A 17,277-nucleotide genomic window follows, 5' to 3' on the forward strand; every position below is an offset into this window, starting at 1 on the left:
CCCAACAAATACCCGTTTGTGAGGCAGGTCCCCTCTCCCCGCTTGCGGGGAGAGGGTTAGGGTGAGGGGCAATCCCTTAAAAATCGAATTCCGCAATCACCGGCACATGGTCGGACGGCCGTTCCCAGCCACGCGCCTCGCGGATGACCGCGATGTTGCTGAGATGCGGCTCCAGGTCAGCGGAGGACCAGATATGGTCGAGGCGGCGCCCCTTGTTGGCGGCGACCCAGTCGGCCGAGCGGTAGCTCCACCACGTATAGAGCTTTTCGTGGGCAGGCACCTTGCGGCGCATGAGGTCGACCCAGGCGCCCTTGGTCATGACGTCGATGAGGCCTTCCGTCTCGATCGGCGTGTGGCTGACGATCCTGAGGAGCTGCTTGTGCGACCAGACGTCGTGCTCCAGCGGGGCGATGTTAAGGTCGCCGACGAGGATCGAGGAAATGCCGGCCTCGGCCTCGGCGTGCAGCAGTTTCATCTCCTCGATGAAATCGAGCTTGTGGCCGAATTTCGGGTTGATCAAACGATCCGGCTCGTCGCCGCCGGCCGGCACATAGAAATTGTGCAGGCGGATCGACTTACCCCGGTGATGGAAGAGCACCGAGACATGGCGCGCATCGCCGACGCCGCAATAGTCGCGCCGCTCGACGAGTTCGGTCAGCGGCAGGCGGGAGACGGTGGCGACGCCGTGATAGCCCTTCTGGCCGTGCATGACGATATGCTCGTAGCCCAGCGCCTTCAGCGGCTTGGACGGAAAGAGATCGTTCGGACACTTGGTTTCCTGCAGGCACAGGATGTCCGGCGAGAAGGTCTTCAGGAAATGCTCGACGAGCGGCATGCGCAGCCGCACGGAGTTGATGTTCCAGGTCGCAATCGAAAGTGCCATGCCATCGCCCTCAAAAACACCCGGCCCGTTTTCACGGGCCGGTCGGGGCGTCTTAGCGCATGAAGGGCGAAACGGAAAAGGCCCTTGGACCGAATTAACCGCCCTTGTTGCGCACTTCGTCGTAAGGAATGGAAAAGACCTTGTCGTCGAGCTTCACGCCGGTCTTGACGTTGAAGATCATCACAGAGGTGTCCTTGCCCTGCGCGTCGGTGATCGTCCACTGGCGCAGGTCGTAGGTCTTGGGATCGAACATCATGGTGATGGTCGAATCGCCGAACATGTTCCTGTCGCCGAGCACGATCGTCGTCAGGTCCGATTCTTCCTTCACGCTGCGCACCATCTTGGCGGAAAGGTCGATCTTCTCGCCGAGCAGCAGGTTGAGCGGCGTCTTGGAGAGCGGATAGAGGTCCCAGGTCTTCAGCTTGCGATTGCCGATGACGACGGCCTTGCCGTCGGCGATGACGCGCATCGGCGAGGGCTCCTCGTAGTTGAAGCGGATCTTGCCGGGACGGTAGATGTAGAACTTGCCGCCTGTCTGCTCGCCGCGCGGGCCGAACTGCACGAACTCGCCCATCATCGTCTTCACCGAGGCGAAGTGATCGGCGATCTTCTGGGCGGCGCCGCTCGCCTGCGCGGAGGCGTCGGTGGGGGCAAGCGCCGAAAGGCCGGCGGCCAGCGTGAAGGCCATCAGGCAGGTGAAGCTACGGCGCGTCAGCGTTCCGGTCGCGCGGCCGTTCTCGGATCGGATCATGTCGGTCTCCTTCATGCGTTTCTCATGCGGGCCAAACGCGGCGCCATAATGGCGTTTCGCCCTGACGCGAGACTTGCCGGTGAAAACGCCGCAGGAGGCGCGCCCGTTCCCGGTCAGCGCCCCGAAATTTCATCCTCCGTCGGCACGAGGATCTCGCGCTTGCCGGCGTGGTTGGCCGGGCCGATCAGCCCTTCCTTCTCCATGCGCTCGATCAGCGAGGCGGCGCGGTTGTAGCCGATGCCGAGGCGGCGCTGGATATAGGAGGTCGACGCCTTGCCATCGCGCAGCACGACAGCCACCGCCTGGTCGTAGGGATCATCCGAATCGTCGAGATTGGCGGTTCCGGCCGGGCCATGGCCCCCCTCGCCGTCATCGTCATCGTCCTCGGTGATCGCGTCAAGATATTGCGGCGCGCCTTGCGTCTTCAGATGCGCGACGACGGCTTCCACCTCGCCATCCGAGACGAAGGGGCCGTGCACGCGCTGGATGCGCCCGCCGCCGGCCATGTAGAGCATGTCGCCCATGCCGAGCAGCTGTTCGGCGCCCTGTTCGCCGAGAATGGTGCGGCTGTCGATCTTCGACGTCACCTGGAAGGAGATGCGCGTCGGGAAGTTGGCCTTGATCGTGCCGGTGATGACGTCGACGGAGGGGCGCTGCGTCGCCATGATGACATGGATGCCGGCGGCACGCGCCATCTGGGCAAGCCGCTGCACGGCGCCTTCGATGTCCTTGCCGGCGACCATCATCAGGTCGGCCATCTCGTCGATGATGACGACGATATAGGGCATCGGCTGGAGATCGAACTCCTCCGTCTCGTACATCGCCTCGCCGGTCTGGCGGTCGAAGCCGGTCTGCACGGTGCGGCTGATCTGCTCGCCCTTGGCCAGCGCCTGCTCGACGCGGCTGTTGAAGCCGTCGATGTTGCGCACGCCGATCTTCGACATCTTCTTGTAGCGCTCCTCCATCTCGCGCACCGTCCACTTGAGGGCGACGACGGCCTTCTTCGGATCGGTGACGACGGGGGAGAGCAGATGCGGGATGCCGTCGTAGACGGAGAGTTCCAGCATCTTCGGATCGATCATGATCAGGCGGCACTGTTCCGGCTTCAGGCGGTAGAGCAGCGACAGGATCATCGTGTTGATGGCGACGGACTTGCCCGAGCCGGTGGTGCCGGCGACGAGCAGGTGCGGCATCTTGGCGATGTCGGAAATGACCGGCTCGCCGCCGATCGTCTTGCCGAGCGCCATAGCGAGCCTGGCCTTCGAGGTCTCGAAGTCGCGGCTGGCGATGAGTTCGCGCAGGTAGACCGTCTCGCGGCTCTGGTTCGGCAGTTCGATGCCGATGGCGTTGCGGCCCGGCACGACGGCGACGCGGGCGGCAATCGCGCTCATCGAACGGGCGATGTCGTCGGCAAGACCGATGACGCGGGAGGACTTGATGCCGGGCGCCGGCTCCAGCTCGTAGAGCGTGACGACCGGGCCGGGACGGACATGGATGATCTCGCCCTTGACGCCGAAATCCTCCAGCACGCCCTCCAGCATGCGGGCGTTCTGCTCCAGCGCGTCGGCCGAAAGGGTCATGTCGCGCACCTGGCCCTTCGGCTCGGCGAGCAGATGGATCGGCGGCAGGGCGAAGCCATCGGGACCGACGAAAGAGGTCTGCGCCTCGCGTTCGATGCGCTGGCCGGGCTTCGGCCGGGCGGCGGCGGGAACGACGCGCGCGGTCGTTGCCGGCATGGGCGGGCGGGCCGGCGCGCGGCGCGGCGCCCAGTCGGCGGCGATGTCGTCCATGTCGTCGTCCGGCAGGAGACCGTTCGGGCGGGCGATCGGTTCGTCCATGTCGAAGGGCAGGTCGTCGTCATCGTCAACCATCGGCGGAGCGGCGACGGCGCGGCGGCCATCGAGGGAGGGCTCGACGCGATCGGCGGAGCGGGAGGGCGTGCGGGCGCGGGCCGGCTCGTTCAGCGTGCCGAACTCGTCCTCGTTGAAATCGTAGGGCTGCTCGATGCCGCGCGCCTTGCGGCGCTGGTTGGCAAGGCCGAAGACGCGGCGGAACCGCGCCTGGCCGGTGTACCAGGCATGGGTCATGGCGCCGGCAAGGACGGTGAGCGGGCCTTCCCGCTCGTCGTCGTCCTCTTCCTCGGCGATGGTCCGGGCGCGGCTCGGCGTGGGAACGGGCGCGAAATCCTCCTCGTCGTCGATCGCCACCGAGCCGATCAGGCCGGCGGAAAAGACCATCAGCCAAGCGGCGGGAATGGCGATGATGCCGCCGAGGATGCTGGCGAAGAGGCCGGTCGGATAGGCGCCGGTGAAGAGCGCGGGAAAGCGCAGGATCATGTCGCCGAAGACGCCGCCGAGACCGGTCGGCAGCGGCCAGGTGACAGGCCCGGGCACGCAGGCGAGCGCCGCGGAGGCGAGGATCGCTCCCCCGAGCCAGGCGCCGGCGCGCTGCGGCACCCGGTTGAAGCGTCGGCCGCTGATCAGCGCCAGGCCCCAGGCGACGACCGGCAGCAGCGCGATGACGCTGGCGAGCCCGAAGAACTGCATGAAGATATCGGCGAAGACAGCGCCCGGATAGCCGAGGATATTGGCCGGCTCGCCGCTGGAGGCATAGGAGAGGCTGGGGTCGGAGACATTCCAGGTGGAGAGCGCGGCAATGGCGAAGGCAAGGCCGAGGAAGACGCAGATCCCGAGAAGGATCTGCACCTGCCGCCAGACGAATGCCGACAGAACGAAGCGGTCGTGACGGTTGTCCAGTCCTGCCGAAATGCTTCTGCTCATGGTTACAGCCTATGGTCCACGCAAGAAATCGCACCTTTTCCGCCGAATCGCGGACTGTGCCTGACTGCGAACCCTACGAAGGAAGCCTTAATGGCGTGTTAACCATGCAGCCCCGCGGCATGGTTTCTGCCCGGTAAACGAAAAGGGCCCGGACACGCAGGTCCGGGCCAGGAGCGGCATAGATTTCCTATGGCCGCGACGGGATGTTTGGCGGCGGCCGCTGGGAGCCGCCGCAGGCAGCTTAGGAGTGGTAGGCCGCTTCGCCGTGGGACGAGAGGTCGAGGCCTTCGCGTTCCGATTCGACGGTGACGCGCAGGCCGACGATCATGTCGACGATCTTGTAGAGGATCGCCGAGCCGATGCCGCACCACAGGATGGTGACGATGACGGACTTGATCTGGATCCAGACCTGGCCGCCCATGCCGATGCCTTCCGCGTAGCCGACGCCGCCGAGCGAGGAGGCCGCGAAGATGCCCGAACCGATGGCGCCGACGATGCCGCCGATGCCATGAACGCCGAAGACGTCCGCGGTGTCGTCATAGCCGAACTTGTTCTTGACGACGGAGACGAAGAAGTAGCAAAGCGCCGAGGCGATCGCGCCGAGGAAGATGGCGCCGATCGGGCCAACGGCACCGGCGGCCGGCGTGACGGCGACGAGGCCGGCGATGACGCCCGATGCCGCACCCAGCATGGAGGCCTTGCCGCGGCCGAAGGTTTCGATCACGCACCAGGCGACGACCGCGCCGGCGGTGGCGGTGAAGGTGTTGATCATCGCAAGGCCGGCAACGCCGTTTGCCGCGGCTGCCGAGCCGGCGTTGAAGCCGTACCAGCCGACCCACAGCATGGAAGCGCCGACCATGGTCAGCGTCATCGAGTGCGGCGCCATCATGTCCTTGCCGAAGCCGGTGCGCTTGCCGACCATGATCGCGCCCACGAGGCCCGCCACGCCGGCATTGATGTGAACGACGGTGCCGCCCGCAAAGTCGATCGCACCCCAGTCCCACATCAGGGCGCCGTCACCCGACCACACCATGTGTGCCATCGGGAAGTAGACGAAGGTCACCCACAGGATGCAGAACAGCACGACGGCGGAGAACTTGATGCGCTCGGCGAAGGCGCCGACGATCAGCGCCGGCGTGATGCAGGCAAACGTCATCTGGAAGGCGATGAAGACATATTCCGGGATCGAGCCAGAGACGCTGTCGGCCGTCACGCCGGAAAGGAACAGCTTCTCGAAGCCGCCGATGAAGGTGTTGAGGCCGCCGCCATTGGAGAAGGCGAGGCTGTAGCCGTAGACCACCCAGACGATCATGATCGCGGCGGAGACGACCAGGCACTGCATGAGGACGGACAGCATATTCTTGCTGCGCACCAGGCCGCCGTAGAAGAGGGCGAGGCCCGGCAGGATCATGAAGAGGACGAGAACGGTCGAGGTCAGCATCCAGGCGGTATCGCCGGAGTTGATCGCGGCCTCGGCTGCGGCCGGTGCGGCTTCGGTTGCCGCTTCCGTCGCTTCCTGCGCAAGGGCCGTCACCGGCGCCAGCAGGCCTGCCGCGACGGCACCGACGCGGGCGAATGTGTTGAGGATCGAATTAGACGACATGTAAGAATGCTCCCTGATCTGCCGTTTGCTTAGAGCGCTTCGGAATCGGTTTCGCCGGTGCGGATGCGCACGGCATGGTCGATCGAGTAGACAAAGATCTTGCCGTCGCCGATCTGGCCGGTCTTGGCGGCGGACGCGATCGCCTCGACGGCCTTGTCGACGACATCGCCAGGCACGGCGATCTCGATCTTCAGTTTCGGCAGGAAGCTGACGGCATATTCGGTGCCGCGGTAGATTTCCGTATGCCCCTTCTGGCGCCCGTACCCCTTTACCTCGGTCACGGTCAGGCCCTGGATGCCGACAGCGGTGAGGGCTTCTCGCACCTCATCGAGTTTGAACGGCTTGATAATGGCCATCACAATTTTCATCTGGTTTCCCATCCTTCGTGCTTGTCCCCAGCCGGGGCCATCTCTCCTCATCGTTGGCGACATCACGTCCACCACGACTGGGAACTACACATTCAAGGGGCGTGCCAGATTCGAACGGATCGGCTAAGCTTCTGAAATAAAAAGGATAAAAATGGCGCTCATGCTGCGGTGCAAAAAATCATCACCGCACATGATCAAAAAATAGGCGACAATAAAATAATGCGTAAAAATTAGACAATTGCCTTTTTCCGAATCAGCCCTTCCTGGGCGACGGAGGCAATGAGGGTGCCGTTGCGGGTGAAAATCGCGCCGCGGGTCATGCCGCGCCCGCCAAAGGCCGAAGGGCTGTCCTGGCTGTAGAGCAGCCAGTCGTCGAGAACCGGCGGGCGATGGAACCACATGGCATGGTCGAGGCTCGCGACCTGCAGCGAGCGGTCGAGCACCGAGGTGCCGTGTGCGAAGAGCGAGGTATCGAGCAGCGTCATGTCCGAGAGATAGGCGAGCACGGCGGCCTGCAGGTGACGCTCCGCCGGCACCGGGCCGGTGGTGCGCACCCAGATGTTCTGCCGCGGCTCCAGCTTATCCCCCGAAAAATAATGGGTCAGCGAAACCGGCCGCAGCTCGATCGGCCGCGGGCGCTGCCAGTAGGCGCGGATATGCTCCGGCGCCTCGGTCATGAAGCGCTCCTTCAGCTCGGCCTCGCCGAGCAGGTCTTCCGGCTGCGACACGTCGGGCATCGGTGTCTGGTGCTCGAAACCGTCCTCCTCGTCCTGGAAGGATGCCGTCATGAAATAGATCGGCTTGTCGTGCTGGATGGCGACGACGCGGCGCGTGGCGAAGGAGCCGCCGTCACGGATGTTTTCCACATCGTAGATGATCGGCACGGAGGGATCGCCCGGCCGCACGAAATAGGCGTGCAGCGAATGCACGAAACGCCCCGCCTTCTCCACCGTCCGGGTCGCTGCGACCAGCGCCTGGCCGATCACCTGCCCGCCGAACACCCGCTGCCAGCCGACCTGCGGGCTCTTGCCGCGGAACAGCCGGCTTTCCAGCCGCTCCAGGTCCAATGTCTCCAGAAGGACATCCATGGCGGGGTTCTTCGCAGGTTGACGCGACATTTGGACGTGGCTCCGACGGTAGGAATACGGTTCCTCCTCCTCTATATAGAGGGGCAGAAGACCTCAAGCGGCCAGGAGTGCACCATGCCCGAAGCAACCATGCTCGACGTTCTTGTCGCCGGCGGTGGTTATGTCGGCCTGTCGCTGGCCGTCGCCATCAAGAAGGCCGCCCCGCACCTCGCCGTCACCGTGGTCGACAGCGCGCCGGAACAGGCCTGGCAGAGGGACGAGCGCGCTTTCGCGATCGTGGCGGCCGCCCGCAACCTGCTCGATGTCGTCGGCGTCTGGGACGAGATCGCGCCCGAGGCGGAGCCGATCCGCCGCATGGTCATCACCGATTCGCGCACGGCCGATCCCGTGCGCCCCGTCTTCCTCACCTTCGAGGGCGCCGGCTCCGGTGACGACGGCCAGCCCTTCGCCCATATGGTGCCCAACCGCGCGGTGACGAGCAGCTTGCTGCGCCAGGCCGAGGCGCTCGGCATTCCCGTGCGCTGGGCGACGTCGGCGGAGGGTTTTGTGACCGGCCAGCACGCCACGACGGTCCGCCTCTCCGACGGAACCGAATGCCGGACCCGCCTCCTCGTCGCCTGCGACGGCGTGCGCTCGAAACTGCGCGACATGGCCGGCATCAAGACCGTGCGCTTCGACTACGGCCAGTCCGGCATCGTCACGACGGTGGAGCACGAACGCCCGCATGAAGGCACGGCGGAGGAGCATTTCCTGCCCGCCGGTCCCTTCGCCACCCTGCCGCTGGCCGGCAACCGGTCCTCGCTCGTCTGGACCGAGCGCACGGAGGATGCCCGCCGCCTCGTCGAAAGCGACGATCTCGTCTTCGAGGAGGAGCTGGAGCGCCGCTTCGGCCACAAGCTGGGCGCGCTGAAGGTCGTCGGCGGCCGCCGTGCCTTCCCGCTCGGCCTGACGCTCGCCCGCGCCTTCGTCGCGCCGCGCTTCGCGCTCGCAGGGGACGCCGCGCACGGCATCCACCCGATTTCCGGCCAGGGCCTCAATCTCGGCTTCAAGGACGTGGCGGCGCTTGCCGAAACCATCGTCGAGGCCGACCGCCTCGGCCTCGATATCGGCGCGATCTCCGTGCTCGAGCGCTACGAGCGCTGGCGCCGCTTCGACACGGTGCGCATGGGAATCACCACGGATGTGCTGAACCGCCTGTTCTCCAACGATGCGACGCCGCTACGCGTGCTGCGCGATGTCGGCCTCGGCGTCGTCGATCGCCTGCCGGGCTTGAAGTCCTTCTTTATCCGCCAGGCGGAAGGCACGGCCGGCAGCGGGCATCCGCGCATGCTGGTCGGGCAGCCGATCTGATTGACAAGGCACGGCGAAGCTGTGTCCCACCCTCGCTCAGCTCAAATGTTTACGCTTTGCAGGCAGGCCGCAGCCTAGTCCTTGATTTCGCGCGCCTCGGAAATCAGCATGATCGGGATGCCGTCGCGGATCGGATAGGCGAGCCTGGCCTTTTCCGAAACGAGTTCGCCCGTGGCCGCGTCATAGGTCAGCCGCCCCTTGGTCAGCGGACAGACGAGGAGTTCGAGCAGCTTGGGATCGACGCGGCTGGTGCTGGAGTTCATCACGCCCGCCCTATTGCAGCATCGTGTCGACGTCGCCATAGCCGCGCGCCAGCACGATCTCGGTAATGGCGATCAGCGTTTCCGCCCGCGTCTTGAGATCCGGCGCCTCCAGCAGCGCCTGCTTTTCCGCCGGACCATAGGGCGACATCATCGCCATGGAGTTGACGAGCGTCGCATTGCTGGCACGCTCCACGCTCTCCCAGTCGGCCTCCAGCTTGTTGGCGTCGAGATAGGCCTTGAAGGCGGCGAGCAGCGCCTCGCGGTCGACGCTCTGCTCGTCGTCGCGTGCCGAAAGGTCGGTGATGAAGGGAGCGATGCGGAAACTGCGATAGGACTTGTCGCCACCGATCTCCTCGAGCAGGCGATAGCGGCAGACGCCCGTGAGCGAGACGATATAGCGGCCGTCCCCTGTCTCGGCGAAGGAGGTGATGCGGCCGATGCAGCCGACCTGGCAGAGGGCCGGCGTTTCGGTCGCGGCATCATCCACCCGGTCGGCGCCGAAGACGGGTTGCACCATGCCGATCAGCCGGTGCGTGGCGAGCGCATCGTCGAACATGGAAAGGTAGCGCAGCTCGAAGATGTTGAGTGGCAGTTGCCCACCGGGCAAGAGGAGGGCGCCCGTCAGCGGAAAGACGGGGATGGCCTCAGGCAGGTCCTCCGGCTTCAGATAACGCGCATTTCCCACATGCATGACAGTGCCTTCCCATTGCGCAAGGCGCGGCGATCCGTCTCCCGCCCCGCGTCAACGCGCTTCCCCTCGAATGTGGGGTAGGCGCGGCATTTCTCAAGGGATGCCGCGCCGTTCTCCCGGAAAAAGGCTCAGGAGAACAGGATCGACGACAGCTTGCGCCGCGCGGCGATCGTCGCCGGGTCCTTCGGGCCCCAGACGTCGAAGAACTGCAGAAGCTCGCGGCGCGCGCCATCGTCGTCGAAGGCGCGGTCGCGCTTCATGATGAAGAGCAGGTGATCGGCCGCCGCCTGGCGGTCGCCCTCGACATTGCGGATCTTGGCGAGCTTCAGCCGCGCCGCATGATCGTCCGGATCAAGCGCCAGCGCCTGTTCGAGCGCCGCGGGATCGCCGAGCTTGCGCGCCTCCTCGATCTGGTCGAGCTTCTTCAGCACCGCCGCGACGGCCGGGTCGGTCGCGACGGGGCCTTGCAGGTTGCCGAGGATCTGGCGGGCATTTTCCGGCTGGCCGGCGGCGATCATGCATTCGGCAATGCCGGCAAGGGCCTGCGGATTTTCAGGATCGGCCTGCAGCAGCGCGCCGTAGAGGTCGGCCGCCCCGGCAAGGTCGCCGGCATCGAACAGGGTCTTCGCCTCGGCAAGCAGCGCCTCGGTCTCGGCCTTCTCGTCGGCGCCGGCGGGACCTGCGACCTTGTCGATGAAGTCGCGGATCTGGCTTTCCGGCACCGCGCCCATGAAGCCGTCGACCGGCCGGCCGCCGACGAAGGCGACGACCGCGGGGATGGACTGGATGCCGAGTTGGCCGGGAATGGAGGGATGGTCGTCGATGTTGAGCTTGACGAGCTTCACGCGGCCCGCGCTTTCACGCACGACCTTCTCGATGATCGGCTGGAGCTGCTTGCAGGGGCCGCACCAGGGCGCCCAGAAATCGACGAGCACGGGCTGCTGGCGCGAGGCCTCCAGCACGTCGCGGGAAAAATTCGCCGTCGTCGTGTCCTTGATGAGATCATCCGCCGGTGCCGCGCCGCCAAAGCTCGCCGAGACGTTCATCTGGCCGCCATAGGACGATGCGTAGGGATTGTCGCCTGCACTCATGGGTCTCTCCTGTGGCGCCAAGCGCCTCGATGTCGTGTCTGTGCCCCAGATCGTATGTCAGGCCGTGACTTTCAAGACAAGCGGCTCGTGGCCGGTCGCCTCGATGAAGCGCAGGAGATCCTTCGAACCGATCGAGGTCGTCGCATCGTTGCGCAGCGGGTGGCCGTTGATCGTGTCGAAGGCCATCAGGTCCGAATCGACGATGATCTTCACCTTGCCCGCCGTGTCGTTGATCACCCCGAAGGCCGTGACGGCGCCGGGAATGACCCCGAGATACTCCATCAGCTTCTCCGGCTTGCCGAAGGAGACGCGGCTCGCGGCACCGATGACCGAATGCACGGTCTTCAGGTCCACCGTCGCATGCTCCTCGACGGTCATCAGGAAATAATTGTCCTTCTTGTCCTTCACGAAGAGGTTTTTCGTATGGCCGCCGGGAATCTCGTCGCGCAGCGCCACCGATTCGGCGACGGTGAAGACCGGCGCGTGCTCCTTCGTGCTGTGGGCAATGCCCAGATCGTCGAGAAACTGGAAGAGATCCCTGTCGGTCTTCGGCTGCGCTTCGGTCATTTTCCTGCTTGTCCCGGCTCAATTGACGTCCATCCGCTGATAGGGCTTCGACCGCACAAGCGCAACCGCCTGAAAATCCGGGACTTTGAAAGTCTCCGGATTTTTTTCTCCAAAATCTGACATTTCCCTGTTGCATTTGAAAAAGCCTTGGGCCATATACCGCCCGTCGCCGCAACGCAGCGACCTTCGGCCACCGACTACCCCAGGCCGTCGACGATGAGCGGGTGTAGCTCAGGGGTAGAGCACAACCTTGCCAAGGTTGGGGTCGAGCGTTCGAATCGCTTCACCCGCTCCATTCTTCCAGACCTCGAAGCCTCGGTTCGCCGGGGCTTTTGTGTTTCTGCGGCGGGGATTCCCACTCAAGACGGGGGCGGGCGGTTTTCGGCGCGCCAGGTTGCGGGGCTCATGGCGGTGACCCGGCGGAATTCGCGGTTGAAGTTCGATTTGGTCTGGAAGCCGGATTCGAGCATGGCCGAGGTCACGGGCATGTCGGTGCCGCGCAGCAGCCGGCAGGCCTCCGCGATGCGGAAATCATTGATGTATTGCGAGACGTTCCTGCCGGTCAGGCGGTTGATCGCGCCGGAAATCTGCCGGGCCGGCACGCCTGCCCGCCGGGCGAGGCGCGCGAGCGTCAGGTTTTCGTCGCGGAAGAGCTTCTGGTCGGCAAGGAGCCGGTCGACCCGCTCCAGCACGTCGCGATCCCGTTCCGCCATCGAATCATCCCGGTCGCCCTCCTCCGGCGGAGCAGGCACGGCGCGGGCGCGCGCGGCGACCGCCGCGGTGAGGCCGGCCAGGAAGAGGCTGAGCAGGTTGGCGTTGCTGACGATCATCGGCACGTTCTCGCCCCGGCTCCACTCGAAATCCAGCGCGATGGCGATGTCGAGGGACGCCGAGAGGCAGAGCGAGCCGGCGGCGATGAGCAGCGCCTTGTGTGCCCCCGCGGCGCCGTCGAGCCGGGCCTCGTCCAGCCCATCGGGGCCGGCATTGGCGAGCCGCAGGAGGATGACGGCGTAGCCGACGAAGATGACGACGAGCGCACCGTCGATGAGATCGGGCGCCAGCACCAGAAGGGCGAGGATCGCCACCGGCGGCGCGGCGTTCAACCAGGGAAGATCCGCCCGGTCGCGATGCATGAGGCTCTGGAAGCTCGCCAGCACCAGCGGCGGCAGGCCGCCCGCCAGCACGGGCAGGACATAACGCACTGCCGTCACGTCATAGCCCCAGCGCAGGCCGACGGCGATCGATTGCAGGATGCAGAGCCCGATCAAGGCGAGGAACGGCCGGTTGCCGCCTTCCTGCTGGCGCAGGAGCGCGACGAAACGCAGGAGCAGCAGGAGGGCGACGACGAAAGGCAGGGGAACGAAGAGCACGGGGCAGCACGGATCGGTTGGCGTTGGCCGGCATCATGATCCCGATCGCGATCAAGGGCGACCTCAAACACGATCGAGGACGCGACGAAGGGCAGGTCGCGGCGAGGATCTGCCGGTCAAGTCCTACCGAACGAGGTTCCGATGTCCATCCTTTCCCTGTTTTCCGCCTTCCTCCTTGCCAGTGTGGCTGCCACACCCGCCCATGCCGCCGAGGTCGGCGTCCGCACGATCACCGTCTTCGCACCGGAGCGCGGGCGCGATATCGACGTCACGGTCTGGTATCCGGCCAAGGCCGGCGGCGCGCCGCTCTTCATCGGCGACAACCGGCTGTTCAAGGGCGCACCGGCGCATGGCGACGCGCCCGTCGCCGAAGGGCGTTTTCCGCTCGTGCTGCTCTCGCATGGCTCGGGCAGCCGGGTGGAGGGCATGAGCTGGCTTGCGACGGCGCTGGCCGAGGCCGGCTTCGTCGTCGCCGGGCCGAACCATCCCGGCACGACGAGCGGCGATTCGACGCCGGCCGCAACGCCAAGACTCTGGGAGCGCACCGCCGACCTCTCCGCCCTGATCGACGCCTTTTCGCAGGACGCCGCCTGGCGGGCGACGATCGATCCGGCACGCGTGGGCGTCGTCGGCTTCTCGCTCGGCGGCGCGGCGGCGATGGAGATCGCCGGCGCACGGGCGGATCTCGAAGCCTATGCCCGCTATTGCGACGACTACGGCAAGTGGGACTGCGCCTGGTTCTCCGGCGGCCGGGGATATGTCGACGACAAGCCCGTGGCGGTGGAGAAGGTCGACCTGCGCAGGCTCGACAAGGCCCGCTTCGAGCAGTCGAACCGGGATGCGCGGGTGCGCGCAGTGGTCGCGGTGGACCCGGGGCTGGCCCAGGCCTATGCCGCGGACAGCCTGAAGGCGATCGACATCCCGCTCGCCTTCATCAATCTCGGCAATGCGGACGCGATCCCCGAAGCGGTGATCGCGGACAGGCTGGCGGCGCTGGTGCCGCAGGCCTCCTATGCGGCGGTGGCGGAGGCCGTGCATTTCAGCTTCCTGCCGGAATGCAAGGAGGGTGGCGCCGACCTGCTGAAATCCTTGGGTGAGGTGGACCCGATCTGCGACGACCCCGGCAACCGCACCCGGGCGGACATCCATGCCGAGCTGAAACAGCGGATCATCGATGCCCTCCAGAGCAGCCTGAAGGGCTCGTTCTGATCAAAGGAAGAAGGGCCAGCGGCCGGCTCCGGCCGCTGGCCCTTCGCCATGCGGTATAAATGTGCCCTACGCGGCCCGGCGCTGGTAGGCGGCGCTGCCGCGCTCCTCGCCGATATGGAACTGCGACAGCGCGGCCTGGAGCTGGGCGGCCTCGCTGGCGAGCACCTGGCTGGCAGCCGTCGTCTCCTCCACCATGGCGGCGTTCTGCTGGGTCATCTGATCCATCTGGTTGACGGCCGTGTTGATCTCGCCGAGCGCTGCGGACTGTTCCTGCGCCGCGCGGGTGATCGAGACGACGTGGTCGTTGACGCGGTTGACGAGGTCCTTGATCTCCGAGAGCACGTCGCCGGTCGACAGCACCAGCGCGACCCCGCCCTTCACCTCGCCCGCCGAAGCGTTGATCAGCGTCTTGATCTCCTTGGCGGCATTGGCCGAGCGCTGGGCGAGCTCGCGCACCTCCTGGGCGACGACCGCAAAGCCGCGGCCGGCTTCGCCCGCACGGGCGGCCTCGACACCGGCATTCAGCGCCAGGAGGTTCGTCTGGAAGGCGATCTCGTCGATGACCGAGATGATCTGGTTGATCTTCTGCGAGGACTGCTCGATGCGGCCCATGGCGTCGATGGCGTTCTGGACGATGTCGCCGGACTTCTCGGCACTGTCCTTCGCCTCGCGCACGATCTCGGAGGCTTCGAGCGCGCGGGTCGTCGAGGTCTTCACCGTGGTGGTGATTTCCTCGAGCGCGGCGGCGGTTTCCTCCAGCGAGGCAGCCTGCTGCTCCGTGCGGTGGGCGAGCTGGTCGGCGGCGGCGGAAAGCTCGCGCGAATTGCCGGTGATGGTGCCGGCGGTGGAAAGAATGCCGGTCATGGTGCTGCGCAGCGTCAGCATGGCGCCGTTGACGTTCGCCTGGAGCTCGGCGAAGTCGCCCTGGAAGTGGCCGGCCATTTCCTGCGTCAGGTCGGCATGGGAGAGCGAGGCGATCACGCGGCGCACCTCGCTGACGCCCCGGTCGACATTCTCGACAAGCTCGTTGACGCTCGTGGCGAAGCGGCGCAGGTCCTCGTCCTCGTAGGCCTTGGTGATGCGGCGGGAGAAGTCACCGGCGGCAGCGGCCGCCACGATCGAGCTGATGTTCGTCTGCAGGTCCTTGCTCTGCGCCTGAAGGGCCGCTTCCTGCGCCTCCATCTCGCGCATCTGCATCTCGTTGGCGCGGAAGACGTCTAGCGTACGCGCCATGGCGCCGATCTCGTCCTTGCGCTCGGTATAGGGGATCGCGTCATCGAGCTTGCCGGCGGCAAGGTTGGACATCACGCCGGTCAGGCGCTGGATCGGGCGTACGATGCCGTTGCGCGCCAGCAGCATGCTGAGCAGCATGCCCGCGACGATGCAGGTGAAGGCGGTCGCCAGCAGCACGGCCTGCGTCGTCGTCGAGCGCGAGATGGCGACGGCGCGCGACTGCGACAGCGTTTCGGCAGAGTAGGTCGTATATTCCTTGAGCGCGGCGGTAACGGCCTTCTGGCCCTCCAGAGCCTTGTCGAGCGCCGCGAGGATCACGGCGCGGCCCTGGCCCTGCGATGAGCCAGCAATCGCCACCATGGCGCGGATATCCTCGAAATAGGGCGTCAGCGACGCGCGGACACCATCGAGCAGCTTCTGCTCGTTGGCATCGGCCGTCGAGGCGATCTTCGGCAGGCGATCGAGCATTTCCTTGGCGCGCTTTTCCGTCTCGACGGCAAAGTCCGCCGCCTTTTCCGGCGCGATCGCCAGCTGGTAGGTCATGCGGCTGATGGCGATGACATCGATGCGCAGGTCCATGGCCTCGCGGGCCACCTCCTCGCGCGCGCCGGTATCCTGAAGCGCCGAGCCGAGTGAACTGAGCCCGCCCCCGCCGACGACGGCGATGGTGCCGGCGGCAATGCCCATCAGGAACACGAGAAGGCCGACTTTCCGGGAAATGGAGAGATCCGAAATTTTCATGGACAGGGTCCCACTAAAGCAATTCCGGCAAAGGCGCGAAGCGGTTTTGCATGCGGAGTTGCGACAAACAAAAGGTTGGAGCGTTTTCGCGATTCAAAGAAAGGCGGATACGCTCCTGGGCGACCGGCGCTGTCCTGGCGCGTTCGCTCCCGCACGTCCCGGTATCATTCCAGGCTCATGGAACAGTTTGTCCACTACAAAGGTTTCGATTCTGTTGCGTTGCGGCAATGCCGTTCGCGAAGGTCAGCCCTTGCGGAAGGCGTAGTCCGTTTCCTGTCGCAGCGTCTCGCCGGGACGCAGCACCGCAGCGGGGAAATCGCCGTGGTTGACGGCATCAGGCCAGACCTGCGTTTCCAGGCAAAAGCCGGCAAAGGCGCCATAGCTGCGGCCGTCGAGCCCCAGGACCGGCGGCCTGACCTTCGCGCCGGTATAGAACTGTACGCCCGGCTCCGTGGTCGACACCTCCAGCGAGACCCCCGAAAGCGGGCTACGGACCTCGACGACCGGGCGTTTCGCCTGCCGGCCCGGCGAGAGGCAGAAATTGTGATCGAAGGCGATCCCGCCCTCCTCCGTCTGCCGGCGCAGCGGCGTCCATTGCCGAAGATCGAAGGGGGTTCCGTCGACGGGCCGGATTTCGCCGGTCGGGATCAGGTTCCCGTCGACGGGCAGGTAGTGCTCCGCCTTGAGGCGAATCTCATGGCCGAGGGCATCGGCGCTGCCATCGAGGTTGAAATAGCTGTGCTGGCAAAGGTTGACGGGGGTCGGCGCATCCGTGGCGGCTTCGTAGAGGACGGACAGGACGCCGTCGCCCGGCAGCCGATAGGTGCAGGTCAGGGCGCAATTGCCGGGATACCCCGCGCGGCCGGCAGGGTCGGTCAGCGCCAGGGTGACGAAGTCGGCGCCCTGCGCGGCGATCTGCCAGTTCTGCCGGCCGACGCCGTCGCTGCCTCCGTGCAGGTGCGTGACACCGCGCTCGTTGCATTCGAGCTGGAAATCCGCGCCGTCGATCGAGAAGCGGCCGCCGTCGATGCGGTTGGCGCAACGGCCCGGCGTCGCCCCGAAATAGGGGGAGTGGTCGAGATAGGACGGAAGATCCTCGAAGCCGAGCACGAGCGGCGCATCATGCCCCTCGAGCCGCAGGTCCTGGATGACGGCACCCCAGGTGAGCACCCGGGCAGTCAGCCCGCCGCCGGCGATCGTGACGCGCTCGACCGCTTCGCCGGTCCCCAGACGGCCGAACACTTCATTTTCCGCACCCACGCTCCACTCCTCCGTCGGCCGATCTTTCC

Annotated in this window: 15 protein-coding genes and 1 tRNA gene; 3 read left to right on the top strand and 13 right to left on the bottom strand. The window is 65.9% G+C overall.

Going from position 1 to position 17,277, the window contains the following annotated elements:
- Positions 1-76: 76 nt before the first annotated feature.
- The 6 genes from AABF56_RS17785 to tesB form a co-directional block, all read right to left on the bottom strand.
- Positions 77-883, bottom strand: coding sequence for an exodeoxyribonuclease III (locus AABF56_RS17785; protein ID WP_272806961.1), 807 nt, complete (start codon positions 881-883; stop codon positions 77-79).
- Between the two features lie 94 nt (positions 884-977).
- On the bottom strand, positions 978-1,634 hold the full coding sequence (locus tag AABF56_RS17790) for an outer membrane lipoprotein carrier protein LolA (RefSeq protein WP_398431313.1): 657 nt from the start codon (positions 1,632-1,634) through the stop codon (positions 978-980).
- Between the two features lie 113 nt (positions 1,635-1,747).
- Positions 1,748-4,414 carry a DNA translocase FtsK gene (locus tag AABF56_RS17795; RefSeq protein WP_272806962.1) on the bottom strand — a complete coding sequence of 889 codons (2,667 nt, stop codon included), beginning with the start codon at positions 4,412-4,414 and terminating at the stop codon, positions 1,748-1,750.
- A 241-nt stretch (positions 4,415-4,655) separates the two neighbouring features.
- The gene (locus AABF56_RS17800) at positions 4,656-6,017 is read right to left on the bottom strand and encodes an ammonium transporter (RefSeq protein ID WP_272806963.1); all 1,362 of its coding nucleotides are present in this window, start codon (positions 6,015-6,017) and stop codon (positions 4,656-4,658) included.
- A 29-nt stretch (positions 6,018-6,046) separates the two neighbouring features.
- Positions 6,047-6,397 carry a P-II family nitrogen regulator gene (locus AABF56_RS17805; protein ID WP_064331794.1) on the bottom strand — a complete coding sequence of 117 codons (351 nt, stop codon included), beginning with the start codon at positions 6,395-6,397 and terminating at the stop codon, positions 6,047-6,049.
- A gap of 218 nt (positions 6,398-6,615) precedes the next feature.
- A complete protein-coding gene (tesB, locus tag AABF56_RS17810) occupies positions 6,616-7,503 on the bottom strand; it encodes an acyl-CoA thioesterase II (protein WP_272806964.1) in 888 nt (295 codons plus the stop codon).
- 99 nt (positions 7,504-7,602) lie between these two features.
- On the opposite strand from tesB, the gene AABF56_RS17815 reads away from it, so the two are divergent.
- Positions 7,603-8,823, top strand: a complete 1,221-nt coding sequence (locus tag AABF56_RS17815) for a ubiquinone biosynthesis hydroxylase (RefSeq protein ID WP_272807530.1) — start codon at positions 7,603-7,605, stop codon at positions 8,821-8,823.
- 74 nt (positions 8,824-8,897) lie between these two features.
- Here the strand turns inward: AABF56_RS17815 and AABF56_RS17820 are convergent, their stop codons facing one another.
- The 4 genes from AABF56_RS17820 to AABF56_RS17835 all read right to left on the bottom strand — a co-directional run bounded on the left by AABF56_RS17820 (position 8,898) and on the right by AABF56_RS17835 (position 11,435).
- Positions 8,898-9,086 (bottom strand): Trm112 family protein, encoded by a 189-nt coding sequence (locus tag AABF56_RS17820; RefSeq protein ID WP_272806965.1) that lies wholly within the window; start codon positions 9,084-9,086, stop codon positions 8,898-8,900.
- Positions 9,087-9,096: 10 nt separating this feature from the next.
- Positions 9,097-9,777 (bottom strand): LON peptidase substrate-binding domain-containing protein, encoded by a 681-nt coding sequence (locus tag AABF56_RS17825; RefSeq protein WP_272806966.1) that lies wholly within the window; start codon positions 9,775-9,777, stop codon positions 9,097-9,099.
- Positions 9,778-9,905: 128 nt separating this feature from the next.
- Positions 9,906-10,868 (bottom strand): thioredoxin, encoded by a 963-nt coding sequence (gene trxA, locus AABF56_RS17830; RefSeq protein WP_272806967.1) that lies wholly within the window; start codon positions 10,866-10,868, stop codon positions 9,906-9,908.
- A 57-nt stretch (positions 10,869-10,925) separates the two neighbouring features.
- On the bottom strand, positions 10,926-11,435 hold the full coding sequence (locus AABF56_RS17835) for a prolyl-tRNA synthetase associated domain-containing protein (protein ID WP_272806968.1): 510 nt from the start codon (positions 11,433-11,435) through the stop codon (positions 10,926-10,928).
- A 220-nt stretch (positions 11,436-11,655) separates the two neighbouring features.
- On the opposite strand from AABF56_RS17835, the gene AABF56_RS17840 reads away from it, so the two are divergent.
- Positions 11,656-11,730 (top strand) — tRNA-Gly (locus AABF56_RS17840).
- A gap of 64 nt (positions 11,731-11,794) precedes the next feature.
- On the opposite strand, the gene AABF56_RS17845 is transcribed toward AABF56_RS17840, so the two are convergent.
- Positions 11,795-12,805, bottom strand: coding sequence for a helix-turn-helix domain-containing protein (locus AABF56_RS17845; protein ID WP_272806999.1), 1,011 nt, complete (start codon positions 12,803-12,805; stop codon positions 11,795-11,797).
- 141 nt (positions 12,806-12,946) lie between these two features.
- Between AABF56_RS17845 and AABF56_RS17850 the strand changes: the two genes are divergently transcribed.
- Positions 12,947-14,014 carry an alpha/beta hydrolase family protein gene (locus AABF56_RS17850; RefSeq protein WP_272807000.1) on the top strand — a complete coding sequence of 356 codons (1,068 nt, stop codon included), beginning with the start codon at positions 12,947-12,949 and terminating at the stop codon, positions 14,012-14,014.
- Positions 14,015-14,080: 66 nt separating this feature from the next.
- Here AABF56_RS17850 and AABF56_RS17855 read toward each other — a convergent pair whose 3' ends face one another.
- Both AABF56_RS17855 and AABF56_RS17860 read right to left on the bottom strand, forming a co-directional pair.
- A complete protein-coding gene (locus AABF56_RS17855; RefSeq protein WP_272807001.1) occupies positions 14,081-15,988 on the bottom strand; it encodes a methyl-accepting chemotaxis protein in 1,908 nt (635 codons plus the stop codon).
- A gap of 243 nt (positions 15,989-16,231) precedes the next feature.
- Positions 16,232-17,248 carry an aldose epimerase family protein gene (locus AABF56_RS17860; RefSeq protein ID WP_272807002.1) on the bottom strand — a complete coding sequence of 339 codons (1,017 nt, stop codon included), beginning with the start codon at positions 17,246-17,248 and terminating at the stop codon, positions 16,232-16,234.
- Positions 17,249-17,277: the final 29 nt, after the last annotated feature.

It is taken from the genome of Shinella sp. WSC3-e (genome assembly GCF_945994535.1).
Classification (GTDB): Bacteria; Pseudomonadota; Alphaproteobacteria; order Rhizobiales; family Rhizobiaceae; genus Shinella; species Shinella yambaruensis.